Annotated in this window: 14 protein-coding genes; 10 read left to right on the forward strand and 4 right to left on the reverse strand. The window is 68.8% G+C overall.

Annotated elements, in window-relative coordinates; all coding sequences use genetic code 11:
- Positions 1-138 precede the first annotated feature (138 nt).
- Entirely contained in the window at positions 139-855 is a 717-nt protein-coding gene (locus tag ON30_RS15170) for a metal-dependent hydrolase (RefSeq protein ID WP_040707778.1), read from the reverse strand.
- A gap of 433 nt (positions 856-1,288) precedes the next feature.
- Here ON30_RS15170 and ON30_RS15175 point away from each other — a divergent pair, with 433 nt between their 5' ends.
- From ON30_RS15175 to ON30_RS15205, 7 genes are read left to right on the forward strand one after another with little or no spacing between them, the layout of a single operon-like run.
- Positions 1,289-2,548 (forward strand): sensor histidine kinase, encoded by a 1,260-nt coding sequence (locus ON30_RS15175; RefSeq protein WP_040707691.1) that lies wholly within the window; start codon positions 1,289-1,291, stop codon positions 2,546-2,548.
- Positions 2,545-2,961 (forward strand): roadblock/LC7 domain-containing protein, encoded by a 417-nt coding sequence (locus tag ON30_RS15180; protein WP_040707692.1) that lies wholly within the window; start codon positions 2,545-2,547, stop codon positions 2,959-2,961. Before ON30_RS15175 ends, ON30_RS15180 begins: the two co-directional genes overlap by 4 nt.
- Positions 2,958-3,323, forward strand: coding sequence for a DUF742 domain-containing protein (locus ON30_RS15185; protein ID WP_040707693.1), 366 nt, complete (start codon positions 2,958-2,960; stop codon positions 3,321-3,323). Before ON30_RS15180 ends, ON30_RS15185 begins: the two co-directional genes overlap by 4 nt.
- 52 nt (positions 3,324-3,375) lie before the next feature.
- Positions 3,376-3,930, forward strand: coding sequence for a GTP-binding protein (locus ON30_RS15190; protein ID WP_051029376.1), 555 nt, complete (start codon positions 3,376-3,378; stop codon positions 3,928-3,930).
- A complete protein-coding gene (locus tag ON30_RS15195; RefSeq protein ID WP_051029377.1) occupies positions 3,927-5,195 on the forward strand; it encodes a cytochrome P450 family protein in 1,269 nt (422 codons plus the stop codon). The genes ON30_RS15190 and ON30_RS15195 overlap by 4 nt, the downstream gene beginning before the upstream one ends.
- The gene (locus tag ON30_RS15200; protein WP_245554056.1) at positions 5,192-6,424 is read left to right on the forward strand and encodes a cytochrome P450 family protein; all 1,233 of its coding nucleotides are present in this window, start codon (positions 5,192-5,194) and stop codon (positions 6,422-6,424) included. The genes ON30_RS15195 and ON30_RS15200 overlap by 4 nt, the downstream gene beginning before the upstream one ends.
- A 59-nt stretch (positions 6,425-6,483) precedes the next feature.
- Positions 6,484-7,353: a serine hydrolase domain-containing protein gene (locus ON30_RS15205; protein WP_051029378.1), complete on the forward strand. Its 870-nt coding sequence runs from the start codon at positions 6,484-6,486 to the stop codon at positions 7,351-7,353.
- A 7-nt stretch (positions 7,354-7,360) separates the two neighbouring features.
- Here ON30_RS15205 and ON30_RS15210 read toward each other — a convergent pair whose 3' ends face one another.
- A complete protein-coding gene (locus tag ON30_RS15210; RefSeq protein ID WP_040707695.1) occupies positions 7,361-8,176 on the reverse strand; it encodes an acyl-CoA thioesterase domain-containing protein in 816 nt (271 codons plus the stop codon).
- A gap of 150 nt (positions 8,177-8,326) precedes the next feature.
- Positions 8,327-9,397 (reverse strand): trypsin-like serine peptidase, encoded by a 1,071-nt coding sequence (locus tag ON30_RS36145; protein ID WP_157183744.1) that lies wholly within the window; start codon positions 9,395-9,397, stop codon positions 8,327-8,329.
- 715 nt (positions 9,398-10,112) lie between these two features.
- Between ON30_RS36145 and ON30_RS15220 the strand changes: the two genes are divergently transcribed.
- A complete protein-coding gene (locus ON30_RS15220; RefSeq protein ID WP_157183745.1) occupies positions 10,113-10,547 on the forward strand; it encodes an SDR family oxidoreductase in 435 nt (144 codons plus the stop codon).
- Positions 10,548-10,673: 126 nt separating this feature from the next.
- Positions 10,674-11,258 carry a carboxymuconolactone decarboxylase family protein gene (locus tag ON30_RS15225; RefSeq protein WP_051029392.1) on the forward strand — a complete coding sequence of 195 codons (585 nt, stop codon included), beginning with the start codon at positions 10,674-10,676 and terminating at the stop codon, positions 11,256-11,258.
- Between the two features lie 112 nt (positions 11,259-11,370).
- Here ON30_RS15225 and ON30_RS15230 read toward each other — a convergent pair whose 3' ends face one another.
- Positions 11,371-11,748: a hypothetical protein gene (locus tag ON30_RS15230; RefSeq protein ID WP_157183746.1), complete on the reverse strand. Its 378-nt coding sequence runs from the start codon at positions 11,746-11,748 to the stop codon at positions 11,371-11,373.
- 323 nt (positions 11,749-12,071) lie between these two features.
- Here ON30_RS15230 and ON30_RS15235 point away from each other — a divergent pair, with 323 nt between their 5' ends.
- A complete protein-coding gene (locus ON30_RS15235) occupies positions 12,072-14,714 on the forward strand; it encodes an ATP-binding protein (protein WP_169334915.1) in 2,643 nt (880 codons plus the stop codon).
- Positions 14,715-14,753: the final 39 nt, after the last annotated feature.

Genomic DNA, 14,753 nt, shown 5'->3' on the forward strand with positions numbered 1-14,753 from the left:
CCGCCTCCGTCGGTCGTTCCGCCCCTCGTCCGCACGGTAGAGAACGCCTTACCGGCCGTCAAGTAAACTGCGGATCGGGCCTGGTGGGGCAGGGGAGAGGTAGGGTGGGGTCGGGTTTGTGGTCCGACCCCACGGTCCTCACGGCTGTCGGGTGATGGCGTACCAGAGCAGTGCGAGCGTCCCGAGGACGAACAGCGGGGAGATCACCCAGGTCTCGATCTTGTTGCCGGTGCGGTCGATGATGGGCAGGCGCACACGGAAATCCAGCGGCCAGAACAGGCGGCACCCGCGGTCGGTGAGGCAGTCGCCGAGGATGTGGGTCAGCGCGCCCAGGGCGACGACGAACGGCAGGAACGAGGGTTTGTCGGCGAGCCAGTGATCCATGACGAAGGTGCCGCAGACCGCGAGGACGACGACGGTGCCCCACGCGCGCACGCCGTCGCCGCCGGGGCCCAGGTGCAGGGCGCGCACGGCGAGCGCGAGCAGGAAGAAGACCAGGGCGAGAGCGAACGGGCGGCCGAGCCAGTGCACGCCCGCCCAGGTGGCGCAGAAGGCGACGGCGACGAACAGCAGCGAGTGGGTGCCCTTGCGGTGTCCGCCGGACAGTTTCGCGATGATCTTGCACAGCACGTAGGAGACGGGGCCCAGGACGTGGGCGATCGAACTCTTGGGGTGGTCGGCGTCGGGCAGTAACGCGGCCCCGGCGGTGAGGAAGGTGCCGAGCAGCAGTTCGACGATGCCGAGGTGGCCGGTTCCCTCCTGGACGACGGGATAGGTCAACACCGTGACGGGCAGCGCGACCGCCGCCCCCGACCAGGCCAACGCGCCGCTGGTCGCATGAGAATGTCCGAGCACCACTCGACGTTAATCGAATCGTCGCGCGGAATGTACCGGCCGGCAACCTGAATGTCGTTGTCGCGCCGCGCTTCCCGTGGATGAGATCAAGATCACCAACGATTCGGCCACCGCTGCCGGGCGTCTCGGGCGGCGGGCGTGGACGAGCGGTGTCGCCGGGGTGGCGGACACTCGACTCGCGAGTGTTCATCGGGGCCGCTATGCTCTGGACCCGGAATCCCGACCGCGCGTCGAAACCGCTTGTCGGTCTACCTATTTGACGTGTCACCCAAATGTGTCGGGACCGCCGGGGCCAAGGAGCACTTCCCCGATCGATCGAGCGCGCGAGGATGGTAGTACGGACTTGTCGGAGTCATCGAACACGGCAGATGACGGTCTCACGGAACCCGCGCCCCGGCCCCGCCGATTACCGCATCTGACCTGGTGGACGACATTGGTCGCCACCTCCGGCGGCTCGGCCGCGGCGGTCTACTACGCGCCCGAGGACTTCCGGATTCCGCTGAGCATCGGCACCGGAACGACCTCGGTGGTGCTGTCCGTGGCGATCTCGGCGGCGGTGTACTTCCGCCGCGCGGCGCTCGACGCGCGCGCCGACGCCGCGGATGTCCGCGCCGCGGCCACCGAACACGTCGCCGCCGCCGACGCGCATCTGCATCAGCGACTCGGTGCCGCGGAACAATCCGTCGCCCTGCTCCGCGGCGACGCCTCGGGCAGCGAGAGCCGACGCGTGGCGGCCATGGCGGCCTTCGCGGGCGCCGCCGGACGCATGCAGGCCATGACCACCAGCATGCTCGCCGAACTGCGCGAGATGGAGCACCGGCACTCCGACCCCGACGTGCTGGCCGACCTGCTGCACCTGGACCACCGCACCGCCCAGGCGGGCAGGCTCGCCGACTCCATCGCGGTGCTCAGCGGCGCGCGTTCGGGCCGCCGGTGGGCCAAACCGATTGCCATGCAGTCGATCCTGCGCGGTGCGATGGGCCGGGTCGCGGGTTATCAGCGGGTGCGGTTGCGCGCGGTCGCCAGTATCGCCGTGGCCGGTCACGCCGCCGAGGCGGTCATGCACCTGCTGGCGGAGTTGATCGACAACGCCTGCAACTTCTCTCCGCCCACCACCGAGGTCCACCTGTACGCGGCGGAGGTGCCCGCCGGGGTGATCATCACCATCGAGGACAGCGGTCTGGTGATGAGCGATTCGGCGCTGCGCCGCGCCGAAGCCGCCGTCGCGCCGGACAGTTCCGGGGGACGGCCGAGCGCGCCGGACCTGTCGAGCCTGTCCGGCACACGGTTGGGTCTGGCGGTCGTCGGGCATCTGGCCCGCAAGCACGGGCTGACGGTGTCCTACCGCCCGTCGGCCATCGGCGGCACCGCGGTGGTCGTGGTGGTGCCACGGGACCTGACCACCCGCGTCGACACGTCCGTCGTGGAACCGCCGGTCACCCCGCCGCCGCCCAAGGCCGCGGCCGCGCGCCCGGCCGCCGTCCCCGCGGCGTCGACGGAACTGCCGAAACGGCGGCGCGGCAGCACCTTCGCCGCCGTGCATCCCGAAGGGCTCACGGCGCAAGGCCGCGCCGAAGCCGACACCGCGGTCGCACCGGCGCGCCCGGCGTCGCTGGGCGCCTTCCAGCGGGCCATCACCGGCCGCGAGGCCGCCGTACCCACCCCATCCGCCGCCGAGGAGACCGATCGATGACCACGACCGCGCCCGCCGAACTGGCCTGGCTGCTCGAACAGTTGCTGACCCGCACGCCGCAGACCCGGCACGCGCTGCTGCTGTCCAGCGACGGGTTGAAGATGTGCCACACCGAACGGCTCACCGAGGACAGCGCCGATCAGCTCGCCGCGATCGCCGCGGGCATCCAGAGCCTGGCCCACGGCGCGTCCATCGAGTTCGGCGACGGCCGCTCCGGGGTCCGCCAGTCGATGACCGAGTTCTACGGCGGCATCCTGTTCATCGTCGACGCCGGTATGGGCGCGCACATCGCGGTGGTGGCCTCCGAGGAGGCCGACGCGGGGCTGGTCGGGCACAACATGCGCGAACTGGTCGAGCAACTCGGCGATCATCTCGCGACCGCGCCGCGGGTGGGCGAGGCGAGCGTGTCGTGAGCAGACCGGGGCGCGACGACGATCCGGATCGGCTCTACACGCTCACCGGCGGTCGCAGTAGGCCCGATTTCGACCGATTCGACCTGGTGACCCTGGTGGTCAGCGAGTCGGGGCCGACCTCGGGGATGAGTACCGAACAGGCGGCGATCCTGTCGATGTGCCGCGCCCCGACGGCGGTGGTGGAGATCGCCGCCGAACTACGAATTCCCGTCGGCATCACCACGATCCTGCTGTCGGACCTGCTGCACGCGGGCAAGATCACGGTGCGGCATCCGCATCCGGCCGACAACGCCGAGACCTGGCACGCGATGCCGGACACCACCACCCTGGAGAAGGTGCTCGTTGGACTCCGCAGTCTCTGATCCTCGGCCCGCGCGGGCCGAGGCGCCCCTGCACGCCGCCACCCGGACCGCGATGAAGATCGTCATCGTGGGCGGTTTCGGGGTGGGCAAGACCACGATGGTGCGGTCGGTGAGCGAGATCCGGCCGCTGGACACCGAGGCCACCATGACCCAGGAGGGTCTGCTGGTCGATGATCTGACGGGGGTGACCGGGAAGTCCACGACCACGGTCGCTTTCGATTTCGGCCGCATCCGGGTCGATGACGAACATGTGCTGTATCTGTTCGGCGCGCCCGGACAGGAGCGGTTCTGGTTCCTGTGGGATCGGCTGTTCAGCGGCGCGCTGGGCGCGATCGTGCTGTTGGACCCGCTGCGGATCTCCGACTCCTGGTACGCGATCGACCGGCTCGAACATCAGCGGGTGCCGTTCGTGGTGGCGTGCAACAATTTCGGGGGGTCGTTCCATCCGGATCGGATCCGCGACGCGCTGGACCTGGACCCGCACGTGCCGTTGATCGAATGCGACGCGCGGGTGCGCGAGTCGTGTCGGGACGTGTTGGTGACGTTGGTGGAGCACCTGTTCGCGCGGCGCGCGCGGTCGGGCGGGGGAGAGGTGGTGTCGGCGTGACCGCGTCCGGACAGACCCAGCGCGAGGTGCGGCGCGAGCCCGCGCCGGTGCCGTTGAGCGGTCCGCGCTTCCACGGGGATCCGCATCGGCTGTATCACGAGATGCGCCGCGAACACGGCCCGGTGGTGGCGGTGGAGTTGCCGGGCGGGTTCCCGGCGTGGCTGGTGATCGGGTATCGCGAGATGCACCAGGTGACCAGTGATCCCGAGTTGTTCCCGCGTGATGTCGGGATGTGGAACCAGTGGCCCAACATTCCCGAGGACTGGCCGCTGCGTCCGATGATCGGCACGCCGATGCCGTCGATCTACTTCACGGCGGGCGCGGAGCATCGCAGGCATGTGGCGATGGTGGAACCGGCGTTGGATTCGGTGGATCCGTTCGCGTTGCGTCGCACCTGCGAGGATCTGGCCGACCGGTTGATCGACGGGTTCTGCGGCAAGGGCGAGGCCGATCTGGTGGCCCAGTACGCCGAACCGCTGCCGGTGCTGGCGTTGGCGTGGATCCTCGGGTTCCCGGACGAGGACGGTCCGCGGTTGGCGTGGACGTTGAAGGCGCTGGCCGACGGCGGCGCCGACGCCCAGGCCGCCTACGGGCAGTTCATGGGGCACATGCAGAACCTGGTGGCGGCGACCAAGGCGCTGCCGCTGGACAATCTGGTGTCCCGGATGCTGTCGCACGGTCACGCGTTCACCGACGAGGAGTACGCCAACGACCTGATGGCGATCACGGCGGCGGGGCACCTGCCCACGGCGGACTGGATCGGGAACTCGGTGCGGTTGATGCTGACCGACGACCGGTTCGCGGCGGCGCTGGGCGGCGGCCGCCACAGTGTCGGGCAGGCCATGAACGAGGTGCTGTGGGAGGACACGCCCACCCAGATCCTGGCGGGTCGGTGGGCGGCGCGCGACACGAGGTTGGGGGACCGGGCGATCCGGCGCGGCGACATGCTGCTGTTGGGGTTGGCCGCGGCGAACGCCGATCCGCATGTGCGCCAACATGCTTCGGATTCGGTGGAGCCCGCCTACAGTGGTAACTGTGCGCATTTCGCGTTCTCCCACGGTGAGTACCGCTGTCCGTTCCCGGCCCAGCAGATCGCGGAGATCATCGCGCGGACCGGTATCGAGGTGCTGTTGGACCGGCTGCCCGACATCGATCTGTCGGTGCCCGCGCAGGCGCTGGTGCGGCGACCGTCGGCGTTCCTGCGCGGTATGACGTCGCTTCCCGTTCGTTTCACCCCGGTTCGTGCTGTTGGAGGTACCCCGTGACCCTGGTCTGCCCGCATGCCCAGCCTCTCGTCATCGACCCGATGGTCGCCGATCTGGCGGCCGAGACCACCCATCTCGTCGCGGGCGACCCGGTCACCCGGATCGAACTGCTGGGGGTGCCCGCCTGGACGGTGACCAGGCATCAGTTGGCCCGGCAACTGTTGACCGACACCCGCCTGGTCAAGGACATCGACGCCTGGTCGCTGTGGCGTGAGGGCGTGGTGACGCGGCAGTGGCCGCTGATCGGCATGATCGACGCGGGCCGGTCGATGTTCACCGTGGACGGTCCCGAGCATCGGCGGTTGCGGATCAAGACCACGCAGGCGCTGACCAAGCGGCGTCTGGACGCGCTGCGGCCGGAGATCGTGCGCCTCACCGCGGAACTGCTCGACGATCTCGAGCGGGAGGGGGCCGGGGGAGCGGTGGTCGACCTGAAGTCGGTGTTCGCCTACCCGCTGCCGATGCGGGTGGTCAGTCGGCTGATGGGCGTGGACCGCGCCGACCACGAGATGCTGCTCACCTGGTACAAGGCGTTCTTCTCGCTGCTGACCCCGCAGGACGAGCGGTTGCGCGTGATCGACGAACTGGACCGCTATTTCACGGAGATGGTGGCCGCGAAGGCCGCGGCGCCCGGTGACGACCTGACCAGTGCCCTGTTGCAGGCCACCGACGGCGGTGAGCCGCTGACGCAGGAAGAAGTGGTCGGCAACCTGAAAGCGTTGGTCGCGGCGGGTCACGAGACGACCATCGGGTTGATTCTCAGCGCGGTCCGCGCCCTGCTCACCAACCCGGAGCAGTTGCGCGAGGTGCGCTCCGGTGAGGTGCCGTGGGAGTCCGCGGTCGAGGAGACCCTGCGCTGGGACAGCCCCGTCACCCATCTTTTGATGCGGTTCGCCACCGAGGACATCGATCTCGACGGTGTGACGATCGCGAAGGGCGACGGCGTGGTCATGTCCTATCGGGCCATCGGCCGTGACGCGGCCGTGCACGGCGCGGACGCCGACCTGTTCGACGTCAACCGGCCCACCGCGTCGCGCCACATCACCTTCGGCCACGGCCCGCACATCTGCCCCGGCGCGGCGCTGGCCCGTCTGGAAGGCGGAATCGCGTTGCCCGCCTTGTTCTCCCGCTTCCCCGATCTGCGGCTGGCCGTGCCGGTCGAGGAGATCCGCAATCTGCCGGTGCTGACCCAGAACGATCTCGCGGCGTTCCCGGTGCACGTCTCCTGATTCCTCGTGCCCGGTCGGGAATCCGACCGGGCACCGTACTTCAGGGGGAGTCGCGGGCAGTGGCGATCCCGACCGATCGCCCCGTGCACGTCCGCGTCGCGAGCGTCACCAAATCCTTCACCGCCGTGCTGGTGCTGCAACTGGTCGACGAGGACCGTGTCGACCTGGACCGGCCGATCGACACCTATCTGCCCGGCGTGGTCCCCGGCGGCGGCGACCTCACCGTTCGCCGGATCCTCGGCCACCGCAGCGGACTGCCCGCGGGCCCCGAACTGGACGAGTACGACGCCGCCCGCACCGGCCGCACCTACACGCCCGCCGAACTCGCCGAACTCGCTTTCCGACAGCCCGCGCTGTTCGCTCCCGGCGCGCGATTCGAGTACACGAACACCAACTACCTCGTCGCAGGCATGCTCGTGGAAGCGGTCACCGGCCACACCTACGCCGACGAACTCCGCACACGGCTGCTGGACCCGCTGTCGCTGACCGACACCTATCTGCCGGCACCGGGGGAGACCGGTCTGCGCGACCCGCACCTGACCGGCTACGAGACCGTCGACGGGACGGTCGTGGACCGGACCCGCATCGAACCGTCGTTGGCGTGGGCGGCCGGGGGACTGGTGAGCACCGGGGCGGACCTCAACCGCTTCCACACCGCCCTGTTGTCGGGGAAACTGGTGCCGGAAGCCCTGCTCCGCCAAGCGCTCGACGGCGTGGACATGGATCTGCAAGGGCTGTCCTACGGCCTCGGCCTGATCTACACCGACCTGCCCTGTGGCGCACGATATGTCGGCCACATCGGCGGCGGGGCCGGGTTCACCGCCCTCTCCGGTGCCGGCGGCCCCGACCGGGCGGTCACCATTTCCTACACCGGCAGTCTCGTGCCGGACGACCTGCCCGGTCTGCTCGCCCAGGCCCTGTGCGACTGAACGGTGTTCAGCGGGAGCGCACGTGGGGTCGGAAGCCGCGATTGGCGATCCCGGTGGTCACGGCGGTGCCGATCGGGCCGAGTTCGTCGTACATGACGACCGACCCGGTGGCGATACCGGCCTGGCTGTGGTGGGTGAGCCCGGCCATTCCGATCGAGATCCCTTCCGGCAGCCGGGACAGCGACACCGTGTAGTCGGCGTTGATGACGTGCAGGCCCGCCGTCCCGTAGTTGGCGACCGCGCTGGCCGAGTCGGCGACCATGACGGCCCGGGTCAACGGTGTCGGCTTCTCGCCGCTGACCAGCGGGACCAGGTAGGTGAGCCAGATGAACTTCTGGCCCGCGGTCTCCCAGATCTTCAGGTCCGTGCCCACCGTATCCGGTTGGTCGGCGGCGTAGATCACGCCGTGGCTGGCCGAACCGGCCGGGGGAGCGGACGGTACCTCCGGCGCGGCGGGCATGGCCACGGGCGCGGTCCACACCTGGTTGGGTGGTTGTTCGCTGCGCCGGAGGAACACCGCGCGGGCATGGGCGACAACGTCGTCGCCCTGCACCATTTCGGCGTCGACGAGATGGATGCGCGATCCCTGCCTGCGAACGGTGGTGCGCACGCGCACCGGTTCCAGTGCGGCCCGCCCGGACAGGTCGACCGTGATCCGCGCCGGATGCATCTCGACGTCCTCGACCTGCCGTTCGATCTCGGCCGCCAACAGCCCGCCCACGTACTGTCCGCTCAGGAAATCGCCCCAGGGGCCGCGCGCGAGCGGCATCGGGAGGTAGCGGTCGCCCTCGGCGACGAAGATTCCGTGCGGAGACTCACCCATGACGCCCAACTCCCTCGTGGTACTCGCCCTCGGTTCGGCGCGAACGCGATCGTCCGGGCGTCTCGGTCGAAACCGTTCCATGTAAACACGAGACTGGACATATGTACAAACGAGTGTCGAGCGAGCGCCGTCACGGCTCCCGGGTGTGCGTCAGGGCCGCCAGTTGTCCAACCCGAACTTCACCAGGTCGGTCATCGCGCGGTAGCCCGCGTAGACGTCGCGGCGCGGATCGAATTCGTCCACCTCGCTCCCGCTGGTGACGCCGACGGCGTAGGGATCACTGCCCGCGAAATACCACAGCGGTCCACCCGACCATCCGTCCGAGACGTGGTGCACGGTCTCGTATTCCCTGCCGGGGGAGTCACTGTCGATATCGCGGATGCCGAGCGCGAAATTGACCGCCGGACGGCCGCCGAAGGTGTCCGGATAGCCCGAGGAGGTGTAATTGCGGCTCTGGATATCGCTGTCGCCCGCGCTGTAGGTGCCCATCCACCCCAACGCGTTGCCCAACGGTCGATACAACCGGCACACGGCGTAGTCGTAGCCGAAGACGTCACCGTCACGCCGATAGCCACGAAACTCCGAGACATACGACGAACCGAACGGCTCCGGGTTCGCGTCACCGGCCCGATAGGCGGGAATGAACCGCATCCACCAGTCCGCCCCCCGCCAGGGAGCGACGTGCCCGGCCGTCAGGATCAGATTCGGTCCGACCAGGAACCCCGTTCCACCCCCCGTAGAGGTGTACACCTTGCCGATCGTGCACCACGGGTAGGGAAACCGCTCCGCCTCGGCCGCGAAGGGCTCCATGAAGACCCGGTCCTCGCCGAGCCCGGAGCGGTGGGCGCTCACCGGATACGGCGTCAGATCGGGCAGGTAACGCTGCTCGATCCACGGCGGCCGATACCCCTCGGTGAGCACGTCGTCGTCCGGCGGCGCCGCCTCGGGATCGACGTCGAGCGCGGTCCGCTCGACCCCGGGAACGCTGGACCTGATCTGACCGTCGGACTCGAGAACACGCCACCGCTCGGTCGCGCCGGGCGGATCACCCACCTGGAACGCCGTGCCCGGGGTGTATTTCGTCCGAATGTAGATCCCACTGTCCGGCTCGATCAGGGCCGCCATATCGGACGGCATCGCCGCCGTGGCCGGAAGGGGCGCGGCCGCGCGCATCTCCTCGAGCGTCAGCCCGGGCGCCGGAGCCGCGGTCATGGTAGTCATCGGATCCTCCTCGCTGTAGTTCGAACGTGACTGTTCGAACTCTTCGCCGCCGAGTGCGGCGTGGCCCGAGTAGTTGACTACTCGAATGGCGCAATTCCGCGAATCCGGGGGCGCGGGGGTGGGCGGATAGGGTTCTGGTCGAGCGGGCTACCGAGTACGGGAGCACTTCGGCTCGGATGACGGGGACGCGCGATATCGGTGAGGAAGCCGGGAGCGGCCGATCCGGCGATTAGTTGACATAATGTAGATTATCGGCGCGAATTCGGGAGTGGGTACAGCGTGCACGTTCTGAGCGAATCACGTTGCGGGGCGACATTTCTGGCTCCTTGTCGGGTCGGCCGGCTTCACCTCGGTGCGGTCTGGCAGATCCGCGCCGCCGCACTGATCGGCGACGATCCCCTGTGCGCCGATTCGGCTTTGTAAATATTCCTGCCGAGTGGGCATTTTCGTGTGATTGTTTCGAGAGGGCTCGATGGTTCGACTATCGGCCCATCGGCGTATACCGGTCGAATCGCATCCGCCTCCTCCCTGCCCTCATTTCTGGACTCATATCGTCACTGTGACGAATTGGGGGTAGATGAAGCCGGTATGCGCCGTAGAATTCGCGATGCCGAGACTCGCGCTGGGCGACAAATGAGGGGAAGACAATTGAAATCCACCACGAACGGCGCTTCGATGTTGCTGACCGGGGCGACGTCCGGCCTGGGGGTTGGCGGTGGCGCGAACGCTCGCGGCCATTCCCGACTGGACGGTCCTCGCCACCGCGCGCTCGCGGGCGCGCGTCGAGGAATTGCGCGCGCTACTCGGCGATCCGGCGAACTTCCGCTACGTGGTCTGCGATCAGGCCGACCTCGCGAGCGTTCGCGAGGCGACGGCGAATATCAAGAATCTAATTGTCGCACAAGAGATTCCGTCGCTCCCGGTTCGATCGGCGGCCCAGTTGACCGCCGTGGCCACCGCGAAGGACTCCCTGCCGCGGGCGGACCTGCGGGGTGGGTACGTCGAGAGCGATCGACCGGTCCCGTCCTCGCCCGAATCCCACGATCCGGGGCGCGAGCGCGACCTGTTCGAGTTCCTCGACACCGCGACGGGACTGGACAGCCGGCAGGTCGCACCCTGGTGGTCGAAGGGGGCGGAGTCCACGGCGTAGCCGACGCCGGAGAAGGGCGCTCATGTGGGATCGGCGACACGATGGTGTCCACCGTTGATCTCGGGGCGTAGCGTCCGAAGGATGAGTTCGGGCGACGGGGCCCGGGCGCGGACCGGGGAGTTCGAGATGCGGGTGTGGACGCGGGTTCGGCATTATGTGGCGGCGCTGGGGAAGGCCAAGCGGAATCGGTCGGATCTGGGCGGATGGCTGGTTCGGCGGCCGCAGGTGCTGGTGGGGACGGGGGTGTACGAGACGATGCTGCTGTTGTCGAATCGGCTCGATCCGCGATTGAAGGAATTGGCCGAATTGAAGACGGCCGGTGTGGTCAACTGCGAGTTCTGTCTGGATATCGGATCGGCGCTCGCGCATTCCGCGGGCGTGAGCGAGCAGCAGTTGATGGACCTGCCGCGTTATCGGACCAGTGCGGCGTACTCGGAGGTCGAGAAGGCGGTGCTGGGGTTCGCGGAGGCGATGACGGTGACGCCCGCGGCCGATGTCGACGCGGCGCGGGAGGAAGTGCTGCGGTACCTGTCCAAGACCGAGTTGGCGGAATTGGCGGCGGTGGTGGCGTGGGAGAACCAGCGGGCCCGGTTGAATCAGGGGCTCGGGGTGCGACCGACCGGGATGGCGGAGGGGATGGTGTGCGCACTGCCGGAACGCTCCCCCGCCGCCGATATCGCGGCCTTCGGAGGCCCCGACGCGTCACGGTGACACTCCGGGGGTGCTGGTCGCCCCGGGGAGCTACGCGCGACCTGCGGTGATGGTCGGACCCGTCGCCGTCCGACCCGTCGTAATGGTGAGGCAGAGATCCTCGCGGCTCGACTCACATGTTGATGGTGCCGTGGTTGTCCCGGGCGATGGTCACCTGTTTGGCGTTGCCCGAGACGGTGGCGATGATCGTCGCCACACTGTCCTCGCGGCGCGCGAGCGCGAGCACCTGGTGCAGTTCGGCGGCGAAGTCGGGGTCGGTGCGCGCGGCGGCGTCGATCGCCTCGGCGGCCGCGGCACGGTTCTCCTCGGTCGGACTCCGCTCCAACTCCGCCACCGGGCGCGCTCCCCTACCGAGCCTGCGCAACACGAGTTCGCGCAGGCGCGCGACGGCCGCGACACTGCCGTCCGCCGCACGACCGGCCAGTTCCTCGCCGTACTTCGCGGCGAGCACCGCGGCCGCCGCCACCCCGAGCGATACAGGGTCAACCATCGCGTCCCTCCCGAATCGTGTGCGAATGACGCAAGCCTAACGCGCCCAGAGGAATTCGCGTCGCTATCCGGCCCCGTGCAACCCTGTGAAGGTGCGCGGCGGGTGAGCGTCGGTAATGAAGCCCGGAGAGGTCGCGATGAAGCCTGTGTCGGGAGACACGCCCGGCCGCCGCGCCGGTCGCGCCCACCGAACCGATTCTGCTGCCGGTCATTTCGCCGCTGCCTTCGCGGTGATCGGGTCGTCTGTTCTCGTAGGACTCTGCGGAGCACACTGGGGTGGTGATGGCGCGGTCGGGGCGAGAGCCGAGTACGAACGACGACGAGATGTCAGGCAGTCCCGAAGTGGAGTCCGCCGAGGAGTTCGAGCCTTCGCGCCCCGCGGTGATCCGAGCCGCCGGCGACTCCCGACAGGTGATCATCGGCGGTGACAACACCGGCACCGTCGACCTTTCGGTTCATCTGCATTCACCGCTGCCGCGGGCGCGATTCACCTCGAGTCTGCCGGCCATGTCACGCACCTTTCTCGGGCGCGATCCGGAACTCGAGCAGTTGCTCGGCGACGCGGGCGCCGAGCGCACGGTGCTGATACACGGAATGGCAGGGGTCGGCAAAACGGCGCTGGCGGTGCGGGCCGCCCACGGGATGGCCGACCGATTTCCCGATGGCCGGTTCTTCGTCTCGCTGCACACCCATACCGCCGGCCAGTCCCCACCGGATATGTCGACCGTGGTGGCGGGGTTGCTGTCGACACTCGGGATGGACCCCCGATTCATCCCGGACAACCTGGACGGGCGACTCCAGATGTGGCGTGACCGGATGGCGGCCAGCCGGGCCGTGGTGGTGCTCGATGACGCCGGGGACCGCGAGCAGGTCGAGATGCTGACGCCGAGCGGTCCGGGTTGCCTGACACTGGTCACCAGTCGTCACCGTTTGCGCATCGACGCGAAACCGGTAGCGCTGCAAGCACTGCCGGCCGGTCCGGCGACCGAGCTCTTCGCTGCGATCGCGCGCCGCGATATCGGCGTCGACGCGGAGCGCCGGGTGGCGGCACGGGTCGCGGAGTTGTGTGCGGGTCTGCCGTTGGCGATCGGACTGCTGGGCGCCCGCGTCGCTCATCACCCCGGGTGGGCCGTCACCGATGTCGCGGACCTGATCGAGGAATTCGGCGAGGAGACCGATCGGATCGCGGTCCTGGACGACGACGACCCGGTGGTACGCGCCGCCTTCCAGCTGTCCTACCACCGCCTGAGCGCGCAGCGGCGGATCATGTTTCGGCGTCTGGGGCTGCACCCAGGGGCGGAGTTCGAGGTGTGGGCGGTCGCGGAACTATGGGGGACCAACCGTGCCGAGGCTCGGCGCGGGCTCGAAGCGCTCTTCGCCCGCCATCTGCTCGACGAGATCGAGCCCGGACGGTACCGACTGCACGATCTGCTGCGGGTGTACGCGGTCGGCCTCGCCGCCCGGAACCCCGAGACGGGCGACGGCGCGGCTCTGGATCGATTGTTGGATTTCTACGAGCACACCGCGAAGTCGGCAGACCGGCGGCTGAACATGTTCCTTCGTCGCGGCATGTCCCACGGGGGCGAGGGGGCCTCGGACGTCGGTGGGCCCCGATTCGACGACGATGTGGCGGCTTGGGGCTGGTTGCGCCGGGAGAGATCGAACTTGCTGGCTTGTCTCCGACGAGTCACCGACATCGATTCCGCGCGGACGATCACGTTGACCAACGCCCTCGCGGCCCTTTTCGTGGTCGATGGGCCGTTCCCCCTGGCCGCCCGATTGCTGTGTCGTGCCGAGGCCATGGCCGTGCGCGACGGCGACCGTCTGGCCGAAGCCGATCTCGCGCTCGCGCTGTGTGAGTTACACGTGCACCTCGGCGATTACGAAGCGGCCACGCAGTTCGCGCACCGCGCACTGGACCGCTACGGAGCTCTCGAGGAGCGCACCGGATATGCCGCGGCCCTGGGGGCACTCGCCTCGACGAGTCAGCTCATCGGTCGTCACGACCGGGCCGACGAGCTGTTCCGGCAAGCGCTCGACGTCTTCGGTGAACTCGGTGATCCGGTCGGTGAGGCCGCGATACTGACCCTGCTCGGCATGCGGCACAAGATACTCGGCGAGCACGAACGCGCACTGCACTGTTTCGAGCGGGCGCTGGCCACGATTCCGGAACCGAAGAGTGGATTCTGGTCCGCACTGGGGCTGAGCTCCATGGGTCTGCTCCGCCGGCTACGAGGTGACCAGGTCGCCGCCGCCGACCTGTTCGAGCAGGCGGCGGCGACGTGGCGAGCGGTGGGAAGTCGTATGGGTGAGGCCACAGCACTGACCGCTCTGGGAACGGTGTACGTCTCGCGGGGCGAAAGCGATCGGGCCGCACTCGTATTCGGCACGGCGGTCGAACTCTTCCGTGAGCTGGGGAACCAGCGTGGCGAAGTCAGCGCTTCGCTCTGTCTTGTCAACCTCGAAATGCATACCGGTGACCACGATCAGCGTGATCGTCTCGATCGCATTCTCGCGCTCGCCCGTGCGATCGGTGACCATGAAGCCGAGGCCACCGGACTGGCCACGCTCGCTACGGTGCATATGGTGTCCGGTGAGCTGGAGCGGGCCGCCGAGGCCCATCGCGAGGCGTTGAACCGGTATCGGGCGTTGGCGTATCCGCTCGGCGAGGCCGGCGCACTGACCGGTCTCGGTGGCGTCCTGCTGCTGCTCGGTGACCACGGGGCCGCTGCCGAGGCGGCGCAGCAGTCCGTCGACATCTATCGCCGCCTCGCCGACCGCGCGGGACAGGCCAGGGCGCTCACGGTCCTGGGAAACGTTCGCCGCGAGTCGGGCGAGTTCGATGCTGCCGAGGAGATCTACGGTCGGGCGCTGTCGTTGTCGCTGGACAGTGGCGATGTCGTGGCCGAGGACGCCGTGCGTGTCGGGATCGCGCGATTGCGGGTGATGTCCGGCGACGCGGAGTGATCGGGGTCGAATACCCGGGGCGAAGGACTGCTCATGTCC

The sequence above is a fragment of the Nocardia takedensis NBRC 100417 genome (assembly GCF_000308695.1).
GTDB lineage: Bacteria > Actinomycetota > Actinomycetes > Mycobacteriales > Mycobacteriaceae > Nocardia > Nocardia takedensis.